This window comes from Geobacillus sp. CCR (assembly GCF_052906625.1).
The window spans coordinates 40,893-58,295 of sequence record NZ_JBREBQ010000006.1 but is presented as its reverse complement, the minus strand read 5'-3'; the positions used below and the strand labels follow the sequence as shown (position 1 = coordinate 58,295).

Here is a 17,403-nt window from a genome sequence, read left to right as displayed (position 1 = left end):
AAATGGAACTTCAGACCGGTCAAAGCCAGGCGGAGATGAGCTGGGAAATCGACTGTTTGCCGCGGTCAAGAAGCGAACGTTTTTGCCAAAAGTCGACCGTCAGCGGCTCGGCGCGCAACAAATCGCGCTCGATCGCCCGTTTGACGAGGCGGGTAAACGCGCGGTCAAACACATAGCAGTTGATTTCGCTGTTTAAAAACAAGCTGCGCCGATCGAAATTTGCTGTGCCGACGTCGCACCACTCCTCATCGATGACGAGCGTTTTTGCATGGTAAAATCCTTGGTAAAAGCGGTAAATGCGCGCGCCGGCTTTCAAGAGTCGATAAAAGTACGGATAGGCAGCCTCTTTGACAAATAAATGGTCCGCCTTCAGCGGCACAAGGACGGTCACACGCACCCCGCGCCGAAGCGCTTGCATGAGCTCGTTAAACAGCGGCCGGCTTGGGATGAAGTATGGGCTGCCGATCATAATTTCTTTTTTCGCCTGGCGGATGACCTCGATAAACTGTTCTTCAAGGGCAGCGCCGTTGGTGGCGACGAGCTGATGGCGAATGGCGCCGGCCGAAAGCGGCGGGAAGTAGCGATGTTTGTCAGGCACCGTCCGGCCCGTTGCTTCTTCCCAGTCGTGCAAAAACTGTTCTTGCAAGTCGTGAACCCCTTCGCCGTTCACTTTTAAGTGGTAATCGCGCCATTCGCCGAAGTTGGCGTCTTTTCCGTTGTATTCACGGCCGATGTTAAAGCCGCCGATGTAGCCGACCCGACCGTCGATGACCGTAATTTTCCGATGGTTGCGGCGGTTGAGGCGGTAAATGAAAAACGGAAAGCGCGGCTTTCGGGCATAGGCGAACTCCACCCCGCTTTCCTCGAGCGAACGGATGAGCGCTTTCGGCAGTCCAAAGCTGCCGATCCAATCGGTCAACACTCGCACTTTCACGCCGGCAGCTGCTTTTTCCTTTAAAATCTGGAAAAATGGCGCGCTCGTTTCGTCATTTTTTATAATGTAAAACAAGACGTGAATATGATCGCGGGCGCGGCCTAGTTCAGCGAAGTAATCAGAAAATAAATGCCTGCCGTTGATATAGAGGGAAATATCGCTTCTCCGCTCCGGGTAGACGACTTTTTTGCGCCCATTGCGGAAGATGAACTGTCCAAGCTTGTCATCAAGATAAACGAGCAGCAATACGATGGCAATGACGGAAATGACGACCATATCTTCTCCTCCTATGTCGATTCGGTATTTATTAATGTGCCCGAGAACGCGCAAAACGTTTCAAATTGCATCTACCGTGAACATACCCAAACTCCAAATGAATAAAATTTCCATATTGATGAATTTTTTTCGTCATGGGAGTCTATAGAGGGCTGAACAAATCGATGATTCCCCCGCGACCGCTCCGTTGCAAAGGGAAAGTTTTCGCGGCTGGGATGAAAAAAAGGCTATTGACTGAATGCTCATTCATTTGTACAATAGACATAAAGCGAATTCTGAAAATTTCTTTTGTTATGGCAACACATTCGCTCGAAAAACGGGGGAAGGGGAGAGAAGATGAATGCCTTGTTGGTGGTGAACTGGCTCGCGTTTTTGCTTGTAACCGCTTACGCAATTTACTTGTTTGCATATGTCGTAAAAACGCGGGCGATGTACATCAAACTCGGCAAAAAATTCGAGTTTGACCACAAAGTAAAAGAGCGGCTGCGAAACATCTGGGTCAACGTGTTCGGCCAGAAAAAGCTGCTCAAGGACAAAAAAAGCGGACTGATCCACGTCGTCTTTTTCTATGGCTTTATTCTCGTCCAATTTGGCGCGATTGATTTCATCATCAAAGGGCTTGCGCCGGGGGCGCATTTGCCGCTTGGGCCGCTGTATGCGGGATTTACGTTTTTCCAAGAAATCGTTACCTTGCTTATTTTGATCGCGGTGCTCGCCGCCTTTTACCGCCGTTACATTGAAAAGCTCGTCCGTTTAAAGCGCGACTTGAAAGCTGGGCTTGTCCTCATCTTCATCGCCGGGCTCATGCTGTCGGTGTTGTTCGGCAACGGGATGAGCATCATTTGGCACGGCGAAGAAGCGACATGGAGCGAGCCGGTCGCCTCGCTTATTGCTGCCGCGTTTTCCTGGGTCGGCGAAACGGGGGCTGCGGTGCTCTTCTTTATCGCCTGGTGGGTGCATCTGTTGATTTTGCTCACGTTCCTCGTGTACGTGCCGCAATCAAAGCACGCCCATTTGATCGCTGCGCCGATCAACGTCTTTTTCAGCCGGCTGACGCGGCCGAAGCTTGCGCCGATCCATTTTGAAGACGAAAGCCAAGAATCGTTTGGCGTCGGCAAAATTGAGGATTTCACGCAAAAGCAATTGATCGACTTGTATGCCTGTGTCGAATGCGGCCGCTGCACAAGCATGTGTCCGGCGACCGGCACGGGGAAAATGTTGTCGCCAATGGATTTGATTTTAAAATTGCGCGACCATTTGACGGAGAAAGGGGCGGTCGTCACGTCACGCACGCCGTGGGTGCCCGCGTTCGCTTTCAAACATACAAGGGGCAATCAGCTCGCGTTCGCCGCGGCGTCGGAGCAGGCGGCGACGATCGAAATGCCAAGCTTAATCGGCGATGTCATCACCGAAGAAGAGATTTGGGCCTGTACGACGTGCCGCAACTGTGAGGACCAATGCCCGGTCATGAATGAGCATGTCGATAAAATCATCGACTTGCGCCGCTATCTTGTCCTGACGGAAGGACGGATGAACCCGGACGCGCAGCGGGCGATGACGAACATCGAACGCCAAGGCAATCCGTGGGGCTTGAACCGAAAAGAGCGGGAGAACTGGCGCGAGCTGCGCGATGATGTGCATGTGCCGACCGTCAAAGAGGCAGCGAAAGCGGGAGAGGAAATCGAGTACTTGTTCTGGGTTGGCTCGATGGGGTCGTATGACAGCCGGAGCCAAAAAATCGCCCTTGCGTTTGCCAAACTGCTGAACGAAGCGGGCGTCAAGTTTGCGATTTTAGGGAACAAAGAGAAAAACTCAGGCGATACGCCGCGCCGGTTAGGAAATGAGTTTTTGTTCCAAGAATTAGCGACGAACAACATCGCGGAATTTGAAAAAGCGGGCGTCAAGAAAATCGTGACGATCGACCCGCACGCTTACAATACGTTCAAAAATGAATACCCGGATTTCGGGTTCGAGGCCGAAGTGTATCATCATACCGAGCTGCTCGCCAAGCTCATCGAAGAAGGGCGGCTCGTGCCGAAACATCCAGTGAATGAACGCATTACGTTCCATGACTCGTGCTATTTAGGGCGCTACAATGACGTCTATGACGCGCCAAGGAAAATTTTGCGCGCTATCCCGGGCGTCGAGCTTGTCGAAATGGAGCGCAACCGCGAACGCGCCATGTGTTGCGGCGCCGGCGGCGGCCTCATGTGGATGGAGGAGACGACCGGCAACCGGATCAACGTCGCCCGCACCGAGCAAGCGCTCGCTGTCAATCCGACGGTCATCAGCTCCGGCTGTCCGTACTGTCTGACCATGTTGTCAGACGGCACGAAGGCCAAGGAAGTGGAAGACCGCGTCTTTACGTACGATGTCGCCGAGATTTTGGCAAAATCAGTATTTGGTGAAGAAAAAGAAGAAGCGGCGTCGTAAAAATAGTTGCGAAGACAATTTCTATTTTTTAAAATAATAAGTATAATGAAAGAGAAGGTGTATGATCGTACACCTTCTCTTTCGCACCACGACCGAGCGAGCGTTCAGTCTGTGTTTTGTAATCGCTTTCTTATCCGATGAAAAGGGGAGAGGAATATGGGAAAAACAGTGATTGTCAGCGGGGCGCGCACCCCGTTCGGAAAACTCGGCGGTTCTTTGCAAGCGCTGTCAGCGTCAGAACTCGGCGGCATTGCCGTGAAAGAAGCGCTTGCCCGCGCGGATGTGAGCGCGGAACAAGTCGATCATGTCATTTTAGGCACCGTCTTGCAAGGCGGACAAGGACAGCTCCCATCGCGGCAGGCGATGCGCCATGCCGGCATTCCGTGGCATGTTCGCACCGAGACGGTCAATAAAGTATGCGCATCGGGCATGCGCGCCGTGACGCTCGCGGATCAGCTCATCCGCTTAGGCGACGCCGATGTCGTTGTCGCGGGCGGGATGGAATCGATGAGCAACGCCCCGTACGTGCTGCCGAAAGCGCGCTGGGGGTTGCGAATGGGCGACAGCACGGTGAAGGATTTAATGGTGTATGATGGCTTGACATGCAGTTTTACCGGCGTCCATATGGGCGTTTATGGCGGGAATACAGCGCGTGAACTTGGCATTACACGCGAGGCGCAGGATGAGTGGGCGTACCGCAGCCATATGCGAGCCATTGCCGCCATCGAAGCCGGTCGGCTCGCGGAAGAGATCGTTCCGGTGACGATTCCGCAGCGCAAAGGAGAGCCGCTTGTCGTCGAACACGACGAGGCGCCGCGCAAAGACACGTCGCTTGAAGCGTTGGCGAAACTGCCGCCGGTGTTTGACCCAGAAGGAACGATCACTGCCGGCAACGCCCCGGGCGTCAACGACGGCGCCGCGGCGCTCGTCTTGATGAGCGAGGAGCGCGCCGCCCGCGAGGGGCTTGAGCCGCTCGCGACTGTTGTCGCCCACACCGCCATCGCCGTTGAGGCGAAAGATTTCCCAAAAACGCCGGGACTTGTCATCAACGAGCTGCTCCGCAAAACGGGAAAAACGGTCGACGACATTGCCTTGTTCGAAATAAACGAAGCGTTTGCCGCTGTTGCTCTTGCTGCGATCCAAATCGCCGGCCTTGACCCGGAAAAAGTGAACGTCAACGGCGGCGCTGTCGCCCTCGGCCACCCGATCGGCGCGAGTGGCGCACGCATCATCCTCACGCTCATTTATGAGCTGAAACGCCGCGGCGGCGGCCTCGGCATCGCCGCCATCTGCAGCGGCGGCGGCCAAGGCGACGCCATCTTGGTCGAGGTATAACGAGCGGGGCGCGGCGGGCAAGCGGCATGCCGCCGTCGCCTTCCAGTGTTGCGCCAAGGCATAGGATGCGGCGTGTGACCGTCTGCCCCAAGCGTTGCGTCATGAGGCATCGCGCCATATGGTGCGGCATGCCGCCGCTGTCTCTGCCGCAGCGTGCGGCACGTTGCTCATTGCCGCAACAGCCGCGGTATCAACGGTTGACAGCAGGGGTTGTTGTGATGACGATGCAAAGACCGGTTGCCGTTGGCTGCTGGCGGCAGTGAGGCATATGAGTTTAGGCGCGGAGAAGGAAACGCAAAGCGGACGATAGGGGGAACAGAAGATGGATGTGAAAACAATCATGGTCGTCGGCGCCGGACAGATGGGGTCAGGAATCGCTCAAGTGTGCGCCGTCGCCGGCTATCAAGTGTTTTTGTACGACATTAGCGAAGCGCAGTTGGACAAAGGAATCGCCAACATCGAAAAAGGGCTCGCCCGCCAAGTGGAAAAAGGGAAAATGACAGCGGTGGACAAAGACGCAGCGCTCGCGCGGCTTGCCCGCTCGACCGACTTGCATGCCGCCGCTGAAGCGGATCTTGTCATTGAAGCGGTCGTCGAAAACATGGACGTGAAAACAAAGCTGTTCGCCGAGCTCGATGCGCTCGCCCGCCCGGAGACGATTTTAGCGTCGAACACGTCGTCGCTGCCGATTACGGAAATTGCCGCCGCGACGAAACGGCCAGAGAAAGTGATCGGCATGCACTTTATGAACCCGGTGCCGGTGATGAAGCTCGTCGAAATTATCCGCGGATTGGCGACGGCTGATGACGTGTATGAAACGATCGAAGCCGTTGCCCGCAAGCTCGGCAAAGTGCCGGTCGAAGTGAACGACTTTCCGGGCTTTATTTCGAACCGCGTTCTCATGCCGATGATCAACGAAGCGATTTACGCCTTATACGAAGGGGTGGCGACCAAAGAAGCCATCGATGAAGTGATGAAGCTCGGCATGAACCATCCGATGGGTCCGCTGACGCTCGCTGATTTTATCGGGCTCGATACGTGCTTATACATTATGGAAACGCTTCATGAGGGGTTCGGCGATGACAAATACCGCCCATGCCCGCTCTTGCGCAAATATGTGAAAGCCGGCTGGCTCGGCCGCAAGACGGGCCGCGGATTTTACACGTATGAATAAACCGCTTGGCGTCGCTCCAGGACAACGCCGAAGCGTGCCGCAATGTGCGTGGGGCGGCGCCCGCTATGCTGTCTGCCGACCGTAACGCCGCACGTTAGGTGCATGCGGGAACGCTGTTTTACAGCCTATAAGGCAAATCTATAGAATCGTTCAGCTGCCTGCTGGCTGCCCCATGGAGCGGAGGAGCGCCTGAAAACACCATTGTGTCAGCGACATCGGAAGGAGGCCATTTCATGGAATTTCGCTTCACCGAAGAGCAGGAAATGATGCGGCAAATGGTGCGCGAGTTCGCCGCGGCGGAGATCGCCCCATTTGTCGAGCGCATGGAACAAGGGGAGTTTCCGCGCCCGATTTTAGCGAAAATGGCCGAACTCGGCCTAATGGGCATCACTGTCCCGGAGCAATATGGCGGCGCGGGTATGGACTTTGTTTCGTACATCATCGCCATTCATGAAATTTCTAAAGTGAGCCCGACCGTCGGTGTCATCTTATCAGTGCACACGTCGGTCGGCACGAATCCGATCTTGTATTTCGGCACCGAAGAACAGAAACAAAAATACGTGACAAAGCTCGCCCGAGGTGAGTACTTGGGGGCGTTTTGCCTTACTGAACCGAGCGCCGGCTCGGATGCGAAAAGCTTGAAGACGAAAGCGGTGCGCCGTGGAGATCGTTATGTGCTAAACGGCTCAAAAATATTCATCACCAACGGCGGGGAGGCAGATACGTACATCGTCTTCGCCCGCACGAATCCGGAAGAAGCCGGAAGCCGCGGCATTTCCGCGTTCATTGTGGAAAAAGGGACGCCAGGGATGTCGATTGGCAAAGATGAGAAGAAGATGGGGCTGCACGGGTCGCGGACGGTGACCATTACGTTTGAAGACGCCGAAGTGCCGGCGGAAAACTTGCTCGGTCAGGAAGGGGAAGGATTTAAAATCGCGATGGCCAACCTTGACGTCGGTCGGATCGGCATCGCCGCCCAAGCGCTCGGCATCGCGGAGGCGGCAGTCGAACATGCCGTCGCCTACGCGAAAGAGCGGGTGCAGTTTGGCAAACCGATCATTGAGCAGCAAGGCGTCGCTTTCAAGCTTGCCGATATGGCGACGGCGGCGGAAGCGGCGAAATGGCTCGTCTATCGCGCCGCTTGGCTGCGCGCGCAAGGGCTGCCGTGCGGAAAAGAGGCGTCGATGGCGAAGCTCTTCGCTTCACAAACAGCGATGGACAATGCCATCGAGGCGGTGCAAATTTTCGGCGGCAACGGCTACACGAAAGACTACCCGGTCGAGCGGCTGTTCCGTGACGCGAAAATTACGCAAATTTACGAAGGAACGAGCGAAATTCAGCGCATCGTCATCAGCAAACATTTGTAACCAGGCATGTTGATGAACCAATCCAAACCAGATGAGAAGGCTCTGTTCCTAGCTTTTCTGCCGTAGTCGGCAAGCCGTTCGCTTGCCGACTGGGCATGCGACAGCATGCCCTCCTCGAACAATGAACGTTTTGCGGGCAAATGGCATTTGCCCGTCGGCGTTCTTGTTCGAGGGAAGAGGCAGAAAAGCTTGTGTTCAGTCAGCTCATGATTGGCAACCGAATGAAATGGTGGAATGAGCCGCAAACCGTCGGGTCTTCGGAAGGCTGAACAACGCCGCTTTCAGGGATGGAGGCATAAACACGGGGCTCTGTCATTTGCTGCGTTTTGTTGTGCAGCCGGAGCGATCCTATTCTCTTTTCCCAACAACGATTCGTTGTCTGTCTTTGGAAAACCCGGAATGGGCGGCGAACTGGATGGCAACGTCGCGGCACAACGATTCGTTGTCTGTTTTTGGAAAACGGTGATCACGCTGGCACGGGGGACGAGGATTTCGGATATATAGGAAAACGGGGGAATGAAACGATGAACTTTCGATTGAGCGAAGAACATGAAATGCTGCGAAAAATGGTGCGCGAATTTGCCGAAAATGAGGTAGCGCCGACTGCCGCTGAGCGCGACGAAGAAGAGCGGTTTGACCGCGGCATTTTCAACAAAATGGCTGAACTCGGTTTAACAGGCATTCCGTGGCCGGAAGAATACGGCGGCATTGGCAGCGATTATTTGGCCTATGTCATTGCCGTTGAGGAGCTGTCGCGCGTCTGCGCCTCGACCGGGGTGACGCTTTCCGCGCATATATCGCTCGCCAGCTGGCCGATTTACAAGTTCGGCAACGAAGAACAAAAGCAAAAGTATTTGCGCGCCTTAGCGACTGGGGAAAAACTGGGGGCATACGCTCTGTCCGAGCCGGGGGCGGGGTCGGATGTCGCCTCGATGAAAACGCGTGCGGTAAAAGACGGGGACCACTACATTTTAAACGGCTCGAAAGTATGGATCACCAACGGCGGCGAAGCGGAAATTTACGTCGTATTTGCCGTCACCGATCCGGAAAAGCGGCATAAAGGGATCAGCGCCTTTATCGTGGAAAAAGGAACGCCGGGCTTTTCGTTCGGCAAAAAGGAAAAGAAACTCGGCATTCGTTCGTCGCCGACGACGGAGCTCATTTTTGAAGACTGCCGCATTCCGAAAGAAAACTTGCTCGGTCAAGAAGGAGAAGGGTTTAAAATCGCCATGATGACGCTCGATGGCGGCCGCAACGGCATCGCCGCCCAAGCGGTCGGCATTGCCCAGGGCGCGCTGGATGCGGCGGTGGACTATGCGAAACAGCGCGTCCAGTTCGGCAAACCGATCATCGAGCAGCAAGGGGTCGCTTTCAAGCTCGCTGACATGGCGACGGCCATTGAAGCGGCGCGGCTCTTGACCTATCAAGCGGCATGGTTGGAGTCGAATGGCTTGCCGTACGGCAAAGCATCCGCCATGGCGAAACTGTTTGCCGGCGACACGGCGATGAAAGTGACGGTCGAGGCGGTGCAAATTTTCGGCGGCAACGGCTACACGAAGGACTACCCGGTCGAGCGGTTTATGCGCGACGCGAAGATTACGCAAATTTACGAAGGAACGCAAGAAATCCAACGCCTTGTCATTTCGCGCATGTTGACACGCAATTAAACATTGCGTGTCCACTCATTCGTGTTGACACACAATTAAACACTGCGCGTCCACTCATTCGTGTTGACACACAATTAAACACTGCGCGTCCACTCATTCGTGTTGGCGCGCGATTGAAACATTGTGCGTCATTTCAATGGTTTTGGATCTGAACGGCGGCTTGGCGCTTTGGGGAAGGGCGCACGGATAGGCATGGGGCGGGGCGGCGCCCCGCCGTCAAATGGGAATGGGGGAGAGACAACGAACATGAAAAAACGGGAAGTGATTGCATCGGTCAAAGACGAAAAGCTCGTGAAAAAACGGCGCAATGAGATGATCAAAGGCGCGATTTCCTTGTTTAAACAAAAAGGTTTCCACCAAACGACGACAAGGGAGATCGCCAAAGCGTCCGGCTTCAGCATCGGCACGTTGTACGAGTACATCCGCAAGAAAGAAGACGTCCTCTATCTCGTGTGCGACCGCATTTACGACGAAGTGCGGGAGCGGACGGAACAAGACCTCGGTGCCCACCATGGCACGATCGAAGGGTTAAGGCGCGCCATTGCCCACTATTTCCGCGTTGTTGATGAACTCGATGATGAAGTGCTCGTCATGTATCAAGAAGTGAAAGCGCTAAGCAAAGAATCGCTGCCGTATGTGTTGAATAAAGAACTCGATATGGCGGCGATTTTCGAACATATTTTGCGCGCATGCGTTGAGAGCGGGGCGCTGCAGCTTTCTGAAAGCGAAATCCGCCTGTTCGCCCACAACATCGTCGTTCTTGGGCAAATGTGGGCGTTCCGCCGTTGGGTGCTGCGGAAAATGTATACACTCGATGAATATATCGAACTGCAAACCGAGTTTTTATTAAAGGGGATTATGGAGAAACAGCGAGTCTAAAAGGGGGAGAAGAAACGATGGCGCACATTTACCGTCCGAAGCATCACGTCCGCTTTGTGACTGCATCGAGCTTGTTTGACGGCCATGACGCCTCAATCAACATTATGCGCCGCATTTTGCAGGCGAGCGGCGCCGAGGTCATCCATTTAGGCCATAACCGATCGGTGGAGGAAATCGTCAATGCCGCCATTCAGGAAGATGTGCAAGGCATTGCCGTCTCCTCGTATCAAGGCGGGCATATGGAATTTTTTAAATATATGTACGACCTGCTCCAAGAGCGGGGGGCGTCCCATATCCGCATTTACGGCGGCGGGGGCGGCGTCATCATCCCGCGGGAAATCAAAGAGCTGCACGAATATGGCATCGCCCGCATTTTCTCGCCGGAAGACGGCCGACGCCTCGGCTTGCAAGGGATGATCAACGTCATGCTTGAAGAGTGCGATTTTCCGACCGTGACGGTGGTGACCGATGAACTGGAGCGGCTTCCGTCCGGCGATGTGCAGGCGATCGCCCGGCTCATCACGCTGTGCGAATATCGCGCCGAGGGGGAAAACAAAGAGGCGGCCGCGGCGGCGGAAGCCGCCATTGAACAAGTGAAGGCGCTCGAGAAGCGCGTGCCGGTGCTCGGCATCACCGGCACAGGCGGAGCTGGGAAAAGCTCGCTCACCGATGAGCTCGTCCGCCGCTTTTTAAACGAAATTCCTGATATCAAAATCGCGATCTTGTCAGTCGACCCGACGAAGCAAAAAACGGGCGGGGCGCTGTTGGGCGACCGCATCCGGATGAACTCGATCAACTCGCCGCGCGTTTACATGAGAAGCTTGGCGACGCGCCATTCCCGCACGGAACTGTCGCCGGCGATTCGCGACGCCATTTCGGTTGTCAAAGCGGCCGGATTTGATCTTGTCATCATTGAAACGAGCGGGATCGGCCAAGGCGACGCCGCCATTACCGAAGTGTGCGACGTGTCGATGTACGTCATGACAAGCGAGTTCGGCGCGCCGACGCAGCTTGAGAAAATCGACATGATCGATTATGCCGATTTGATTGTCATTAATAAATTCGAGCGCAAAGGGTCAGAAGACGCAAAACGGCAAGTGCAAAAACAATATCAGCGCAGCCACCAGCTGTTTGACCGCGATGTTTCGGAAATGCCGGTGTACGGCACGATCGCCAGCCAGTTTAACGACCCAGGCACGAATACGCTCTTTGTCGCGCTTGTGGATACGATCAATAAAAAAGCAGGAACGAATTGGAAAACAAGCTTAAAAACGGTCGCCAATGTCGAAAAGCATAATGTCATCATCCCGAACGAGCGCCGCTACTATTTGCGTGAAATCGCGGAAACGGTCCGCTCGTACCACCGCCGCGCCGAGCAGCAAGTCGAAGTGGCCCGACGCCTCTTCCAAATCGAAGGGGCCATCGAAGCGGCGAAGGAACGGGGCGAAGCGGAAGACGTGATCCGCGCGCTCGAGACGCTCAAAGCGGATTATGAGGCGAAATTGACGCCGGAATCGAAGCGCATTTTGGCGACATGGGAAGAAACGAAAGCGAAATATGCGGCAAAACAATTTGTTACGAAAGTGCGAGACAAAGAAATTGTCACCGAACTGACGACGAAAACGTTGTCCGGTTTGGACATTCCGAAAGTCGTCTTGCCGAAATTCAAAGACTACGGAGAGATTTTGCGCTGGGTGTATAAAGAAAACGTCCCTGGCTCGTTCCCGTATACGGCCGGCGTCTTCCCGTTCAAGCGCCAAGGCGAAGACCCGAAACGGCAGTTTGCCGGCGAAGGGACGCCGGAGCGCACGAACCGCCGCTTCCATTACTTGTGCAAAGAAGACAAGGCGAAGCGGCTCAGCACCGCGTTCGACTCCGTGACGCTCTATGGCGAAGACCCGGACTACCGGCCGGACATTTTCGGCAAAGTCGGGGAAAGCGGTGTCAGCGTCTGTACACTTGATGATATGAAAAAGCTGTACAAAGGGTTTGACTTGTGCGACCCGCTCACATCCGTGTCGATGACGATCAACGGTCCGGCTCCGATTTTGCTGGCGATGTTTATGAATACGGCGATTGACCAGCAAGTCGAGAAAAAGGAAGCCGAGCTTGGCCGCCCGCTCACGCCGGAAGAGTACGAACAAGTGAAGGAATGGACGCTGCAAACGGTGCGCGGCACGGTTCAAGCCGATATTTTGAAGGAAGACCAAGGGCAAAACACGTGCATTTTCTCGACCGATTTCGCCTTAAAAATGATGGGCGACATTCAAGAGTATTTCATCAAGCACCGCGTCCGCAACTACTACTCGGTGTCGATCTCCGGCTACCATATCGCCGAGGCGGGGGCGAACCCGATCACGCAGCTGGCGTTTACGCTTGCGAACGGCTTTACGTATGTCGAGTATTACTTGAGCCGCGGCATGCACATTGACGATTTTGCGCCGAACTTGTCGTTTTTCTTCAGCAACGGCCTCGATCCGGAGTATTCGGTCATCGGCCGCGTCGCCCGCCGCATTTGGGCGATCGTCATGCGCGAAAAATACGGCGCCAACGAACGGAGCCAGAAACTGAAATACCATATCCAAACGTCCGGCCGTTCATTGCACGCGCAGGAGATCGATTTCAACGACATCCGCACGACGCTGCAGGCGCTTCTGGCGATTTATGACAACTGCAACTCGCTGCATACGAATGCCTATGACGAAGCGATCACGACACCGACCGAAGAGTCGGTCCGTCGGGCGATGGCGATCCAACTCATTATCACGAAAGAGTTTGGCCTGACCAAAAACGAAAACCCGCTCCAAGGGTCGTTCATCATTGAAGAGCTGACCGATTTGGTTGAAGAAGCGGTGTTGCAAGAGTTTGAACGGCTCAACGACCGCGGCGGCGTGCTCGGGGCAATGGAGATGCAATACCAGCGCGGCAAAATTCAAGACGAATCACTTTACTATGAAACGAAAAAACATACCGGCGAACTGCCGATCATCGGCGTCAACACGTTCTTGAACCCGAATCCGCCGTCAGAGGACGAACTGAACAACATCCAGCTCGCCCGGGCGACGTACGAAGAAAAAGAGACGCAAATCCGCAACTTGCGCGAATTCCAAGAGCGGAACAAAGACAAAGCCGGCCCGGCGCTCGAACGGCTGAAGCAAGTGGCGACAAGCGGCGGCAACATTTTCGAAGAATTGATGGAAACGGTGAAAGTCGCCAGCCTTGGACAAATCACCCGCGCCTTGTACGAAGTCGGCGGACAATACCGGCGGAATATGTAATTCGAGGGAGTTTCGTTGTTTTCTGCTTTCGATGGGCGCCCTTGATCACAATGGACAACGGCCCGTTGAACTTTAGCAGATCGGTAGAATGATGGGCAGCGGCTGTTGGCGTACTGGCCCGCCGGAGGTGAAACGAACGGAACGCGGATTGGGCCAAAAGAGCAAGACGAATGGGCTTCGTAAGGAAAAGTGGAGCGGTGTGAACAAAGGTGATTGTGACAACGGATATGTCGGAATCGGAAGGAGGGCCGCCCTCGCCGCAGGGCTGCCCTCCTTTGCTTTTTTCGGCAAATGGGTAGCATAAACCCCGACAATTTGTTTATAATGAATGGTATGTATTCCACTTGCATTCATTTGTTTCATTAATATAGAAGGGGAGTGCTGAACTTGAGCCTGCAGCAGCAATACTCGCCGGAGGAATTGCAGGAGATGTCGTTCGTCGAGCTGGCGAACCTCATTTTGCTTGACAAGCGGGAGGCGCTGCCGTTTGATCAACTCGTTCGTGAAGCAGCAGCGCTGGCCGGCATATCGGAAGAAGAGATGGAGGCGCGGCTGGCCCAATATTACACCGATTTAAACATCGACGGCCGGTTTATTTGCGTTGGGGAAAACGTCTGGGGATTGCGCGCATGGTATCCGTTTGACCAGACAGAAGACGAAACGGTGACGATCGTCAAGCCGAAGAAGAAGAAAAAAGCGCTTGACGATGAATACGATGAATACGATGAGTTGCTTGAAGATGAAGATCTCGATTACGACGATTTGGATGAATATGATGGGGAAGAGCTCGAGCTTGATGAAGACGAGCTCTTGGAAGATGAAGAATTCGATCTGGACGAAGACGTCGCGTTTGACGATGACATTCTCGGCGATGAAGAGTTTGAGCTGGACGATGCGCCGCTTGATGAAGAGCTTGATCTCGAAGAGCCGGACGAAGACGAATAACCGCTTGACTTTGCCAGGGGAACCCGGTACAATGTGTGTTGGGCTCTTGAAAACGAACAAATCGATCGCTCCCTTACGTACGGTAAGCGGAGCGTTTTTTATTTGCGCCTTTCGCAAACACTGAAACTGTTACCGCAATTTCGGCAAGGGGGAAGACAAAATGACGAAATACATTTTTGTGACGGGCGGCGTTGTTTCCTCACTCGGGAAAGGGATTACGGCGGCTTCGCTTGGACGTTTGTTGAAAAACCGCGGGTTGAACGTGACGATCCAAAAGTTTGACCCGTACATTAACGTCGACCCAGGGACGATGAGCCCGTATCAGCACGGCGAGGTGTTCGTCACGGACGACGGTGCAGAGACGGATTTGGATTTAGGGCATTATGAACGGTTCATCGATATTAATTTAAACAAATACAGCAACGTGACGACAGGAAAAATTTATTCCGCCGTCATCCGCAAAGAGCGCCGCGGCGATTACCTAGGCGGCACGGTGCAAGTCATTCCGCACATTACCAACGAAATTAAAGAGCGCGTCTTCCGGGCCGGAAGAGAGACGAACGCCGATGTCGTCATTACGGAGATCGGCGGCACGGTCGGCGATATTGAATCGCTTCCGTTTTTAGAAGCGATCCGCCAAATCAAAAGCGATGTTGGACGAGAAAACGTCATGTACATCCACTGCACGCTCGTGCCGTACATCAAGGCGGCTGGGGAAATGAAAACGAAGCCGACGCAGCACAGCGTGAAAGAATTGCGCAGCCTCGGCATTCAGCCGAACGTCATCGTCGTGCGCACGGAAATGCCGATGCCGCAGGAAATGAAAGAGAAAATCGCCCTCTTTTGCGACATCGATCCGAAAGCGGTCATCGAGGCGCGCGATGCCGACACGCTGTATGCGGTCCCGCTTATGCTTCAAGAACAAAAACTGGACCAAATCGTGTGCGAACATTTGCGCCTCAACTGCCGCGAAGCGGATATGACCGAATGGAAGGCGCTCGTCGAGAAAGTGCGCAACTTATCGAAAACGACGAAAATCGCTTTGGTTGGCAAATACGTCGAGCTTCCGGACGCCTATATTTCTGTTGTTGAGGCGCTCCGTCATGCGGGGTATGCGTTTGACACCGACATTGATATTCAGTGGATCAATGCTGAGCATGTGACGCGTGACAATGTAGCCGACCTGTTGAAAGATGCGGACGGCATTTTGGTTCCGGGCGGGTTCGGCGACCGCGGGGTCGAAGGGAAGATTGAGGCGATCCGCTACGCCCGCGAGCAGCGCGTGCCGTTTTTGGGCATTTGCTTAGGAATGCAGCTCGCCTCGATTGAATTTGCTCGCCATGTTGTCGGGTTGTCCGGCGCCCATTCGTCCGAGTTTGACCCGAACACGCCGCATCCGATCATCGACTTGCTTCCGGAGCAGAAGGATGTCGAAGATTTAGGCGGCACGCTCCGCCTCGGCTTGTATCCGTGCAAGCTGCAGGAAGGGACGCTTGCCTACGCCGCCTACGGCGATGAAGTCATTTACGAGCGCCATCGCCATCGGTACGAATTCAACAACCAATACCGGCCGATCATGGAAGAGCACGGCTTCGTCTTTTCCGGCACGAGTCCGGACGGACGGTTGGTTGAAGTGATCGAACTCAAGGATCATCCGTGGTTCGTCGCCGCGCAATTCCATCCGGAATTCACCTCGCGCCCGACGCGGCCGCAGCCGCTGTTCCGCGAGTTTGTCAGAGCGTCGCTGAAAGAGTGACGAAAAAGGGGCTGTCCCAAAAAAGCCGTAGAACGGCCTTTTGGGTTCAGCCCCCTTTCTTTTTTGGATATTTTTCATCTTGTCAAGCACGATGCCCATTGATCAGGCGCTGTTTTTTGGGCGGTTTCTATACCTCTTTGCCTTTGGCCGGTCGGAGAGCGCTCGCTTTCATGGCGGCTGTTATTCATATTCCGCCAAAATTTCATCGAGCAAAACGCGCAGTCCGTAGTAGATGAATGAAGCGGTGATGATCGTCGGCATGCCGATGCGGCGGCCGTCTTCGGTCGGCACGAGCGGGCGGGAAAGTTTGCTGTCGATAAAGACGGTGGCCATATCGGCCAGTCCGGGTTCATCCTTGACGAGCGCCGCGACGGCCACTGCATCGACGCCGTGCGCCTGCAGCTGTTCGACGAGGCGAATGGCCTCAGGATCGGCGGAAAAGCGGGCAAATAGAAGCGCTCGGTCCGTTTCCTGCCAGTCATCGGTTGCTGTCGGCTCAAGCCGTTTGGCTTTCGGCAGCGGATCGGGGCCAAGAAGCGCGGCGGTGACGACCGCATCGAGTTCACCTATGCCATACAGCCAAATGCGTCCATCACCGATGGCGGCCTGAGCGAGCAGACGCGCCCCGTCTTCGAGCGCCAGCTCTTCATCCGCGGCGATTTTTTGCAACAATCCGATCGTTTGCGTCGTTAAAATTTTCACGGTTCGGCCTCCCTTCGCCGCTATTATACAAAATCGGCAAACAACAAGAAAAGCAAGCAGGAAAAGGGTTTGCCAAATGCGAAACATTAATAGGGAGAAAACAGGGAATAGAGGTGCATAACTGTGGGAAACAAAATTTTGATTGTCGACGACCAGTATGGCATCCGCATTTTGCTCAACGAAGTGTTTCAGCGGGAGGGGTATGTAACGTATCAGGCCGCCAACGGCATGCAGGCGCTCGAAATCGCCCGCAAACATCACCCCGATCTTGTGCTTCTTGATATGAAAATTCCTGGCATGGACGGCATTGAAATTTTAAAACGGTTGAAAGAGATTGATCCGGATATTAAGGTGATCATCATGACCGCCTACGGGGAGCTCGATATGATTCAAGAAACGAAAGAGCTCGGGGCGCTGATGCATTTTGCCAAGCCGTTTGATATTGACGATTTGCGCGTTGCCGTCAAAAAATACATTACCGCCTAGACAGCGCCATCGACGAGCGGCTTTCCTTTGGCAAAGAAAGCGCATCGATGGACATTGATGACGCTGTCGTCTTTAGGAGAATAAAGGGTGGAAATGTTGCCGTTTTGCCGGCAAGTTGGTATGCTTATAACGTAGATGGATTTTGCGCCTGTGGACCCAGTCACCGCCAGG

The 17,403-nt window shown here is 54.4% G+C and carries 13 protein-coding genes; 11 read left to right on the top strand and 2 right to left on the bottom strand.

What is annotated here, in order from left to right; translation table 11 throughout:
- Positions 1-19 precede the first annotated feature (19 nt).
- The gene (gene cls / locus ACVBDQ_RS04875; protein ID WP_011232866.1) at positions 20-1,210 is read right to left on the bottom strand and encodes a cardiolipin synthase; all 1,191 of its coding nucleotides are present in this window, start codon (positions 1,208-1,210) and stop codon (positions 20-22) included.
- A 336-nt stretch (positions 1,211-1,546) separates the two neighbouring features.
- Between cls and ACVBDQ_RS04870 the strand changes: the two genes are divergently transcribed.
- The 10 genes from ACVBDQ_RS04870 to ACVBDQ_RS04825 all read left to right on the top strand — a co-directional run bounded on the left by ACVBDQ_RS04870 (position 1,547) and on the right by ACVBDQ_RS04825 (position 16,044).
- Positions 1,547-3,643, top strand: coding sequence for a heterodisulfide reductase-related iron-sulfur binding cluster (locus ACVBDQ_RS04870; protein ID WP_014196973.1), 2,097 nt, complete (start codon positions 1,547-1,549; stop codon positions 3,641-3,643).
- A 156-nt stretch (positions 3,644-3,799) separates the two neighbouring features.
- Positions 3,800-4,978: an acetyl-CoA C-acetyltransferase gene (locus ACVBDQ_RS04865; protein ID WP_015376074.1), complete on the top strand. Its 1,179-nt coding sequence runs from the start codon at positions 3,800-3,802 to the stop codon at positions 4,976-4,978.
- 101 nt (positions 4,979-5,079) lie between these two features.
- Positions 5,080-5,241 (top strand): hypothetical protein, encoded by a 162-nt coding sequence (locus ACVBDQ_RS04860; RefSeq protein WP_446663063.1) that lies wholly within the window; start codon positions 5,080-5,082, stop codon positions 5,239-5,241.
- Positions 5,242-5,300: 59 nt separating this feature from the next.
- Positions 5,301-6,152: a 3-hydroxybutyryl-CoA dehydrogenase gene (locus ACVBDQ_RS04855; protein ID WP_011232862.1), complete on the top strand. Its 852-nt coding sequence runs from the start codon at positions 5,301-5,303 to the stop codon at positions 6,150-6,152.
- Between the two features lie 233 nt (positions 6,153-6,385).
- The gene (locus ACVBDQ_RS04850; protein WP_011232861.1) at positions 6,386-7,519 is read left to right on the top strand and encodes an acyl-CoA dehydrogenase; all 1,134 of its coding nucleotides are present in this window, start codon (positions 6,386-6,388) and stop codon (positions 7,517-7,519) included.
- A gap of 524 nt (positions 7,520-8,043) precedes the next feature.
- Positions 8,044-9,186, top strand: a complete 1,143-nt coding sequence (locus ACVBDQ_RS04845; RefSeq protein WP_011232860.1) for an acyl-CoA dehydrogenase — start codon at positions 8,044-8,046, stop codon at positions 9,184-9,186.
- A gap of 246 nt (positions 9,187-9,432) precedes the next feature.
- On the top strand, positions 9,433-10,065 hold the full coding sequence (locus ACVBDQ_RS04840) for a TetR/AcrR family transcriptional regulator (protein WP_011232859.1): 633 nt from the start codon (positions 9,433-9,435) through the stop codon (positions 10,063-10,065).
- Positions 10,066-10,082: 17 nt separating this feature from the next.
- On the top strand, positions 10,083-13,343 hold the full coding sequence (gene icmF / locus ACVBDQ_RS04835; RefSeq protein WP_011232858.1) for a fused isobutyryl-CoA mutase/GTPase IcmF: 3,261 nt from the start codon (positions 10,083-10,085) through the stop codon (positions 13,341-13,343).
- A gap of 387 nt (positions 13,344-13,730) precedes the next feature.
- A complete protein-coding gene (gene rpoE / locus ACVBDQ_RS04830; protein WP_011232857.1) occupies positions 13,731-14,288 on the top strand; it encodes a DNA-directed RNA polymerase subunit delta in 558 nt (185 codons plus the stop codon).
- A gap of 160 nt (positions 14,289-14,448) precedes the next feature.
- Positions 14,449-16,044: a CTP synthase gene (locus ACVBDQ_RS04825; protein ID WP_011232856.1), complete on the top strand. Its 1,596-nt coding sequence runs from the start codon at positions 14,449-14,451 to the stop codon at positions 16,042-16,044.
- 180 nt (positions 16,045-16,224) lie between these two features.
- Here the strand turns inward: ACVBDQ_RS04825 and ACVBDQ_RS04820 are convergent, their stop codons facing one another.
- Positions 16,225-16,746, bottom strand: coding sequence for a DUF2529 domain-containing protein (locus tag ACVBDQ_RS04820; RefSeq protein ID WP_011232855.1), 522 nt, complete (start codon positions 16,744-16,746; stop codon positions 16,225-16,227).
- A gap of 123 nt (positions 16,747-16,869) precedes the next feature.
- Between ACVBDQ_RS04820 and ACVBDQ_RS04815 the strand changes: the two genes are divergently transcribed.
- Positions 16,870-17,232, top strand: a complete 363-nt coding sequence (locus ACVBDQ_RS04815) for a response regulator (protein WP_013146624.1) — start codon at positions 16,870-16,872, stop codon at positions 17,230-17,232.
- Positions 17,233-17,403: the final 171 nt, after the last annotated feature.

Coding starts and splice junctions, on each gene's coding strand:
- ACVBDQ_RS04825 (WP_011232856.1), top strand. CDS start 14,449: ATGACGAAATACATTTTTGTGACGGGCGGCGTTGTTTCCTCACTCGGG.
- ACVBDQ_RS04860 (WP_446663063.1), top strand. CDS start 5,080: ATGAGGCATCGCGCCATATGGTGCGGCATGCCGCCGCTGTCTCTGCCG.
- icmF (WP_011232858.1), top strand. CDS start 10,083: ATGGCGCACATTTACCGTCCGAAGCATCACGTCCGCTTTGTGACTGCA.
- ACVBDQ_RS04850 (WP_011232861.1), top strand. CDS start 6,386: ATGGAATTTCGCTTCACCGAAGAGCAGGAAATGATGCGGCAAATGGTG.
- ACVBDQ_RS04845 (WP_011232860.1), top strand. CDS start 8,044: ATGAACTTTCGATTGAGCGAAGAACATGAAATGCTGCGAAAAATGGTG.
- ACVBDQ_RS04865 (WP_015376074.1), top strand. CDS start 3,800: ATGGGAAAAACAGTGATTGTCAGCGGGGCGCGCACCCCGTTCGGAAAA.
- cls (WP_011232866.1), bottom strand. CDS start 1,210: ATGGTCGTCATTTCCGTCATTGCCATCGTATTGCTGCTCGTTTATCTT.
- ACVBDQ_RS04840 (WP_011232859.1), top strand. CDS start 9,433: ATGAAAAAACGGGAAGTGATTGCATCGGTCAAAGACGAAAAGCTCGTG.
- ACVBDQ_RS04855 (WP_011232862.1), top strand. CDS start 5,301: ATGGATGTGAAAACAATCATGGTCGTCGGCGCCGGACAGATGGGGTCA.
- ACVBDQ_RS04870 (WP_014196973.1), top strand. CDS start 1,547: ATGAATGCCTTGTTGGTGGTGAACTGGCTCGCGTTTTTGCTTGTAACC.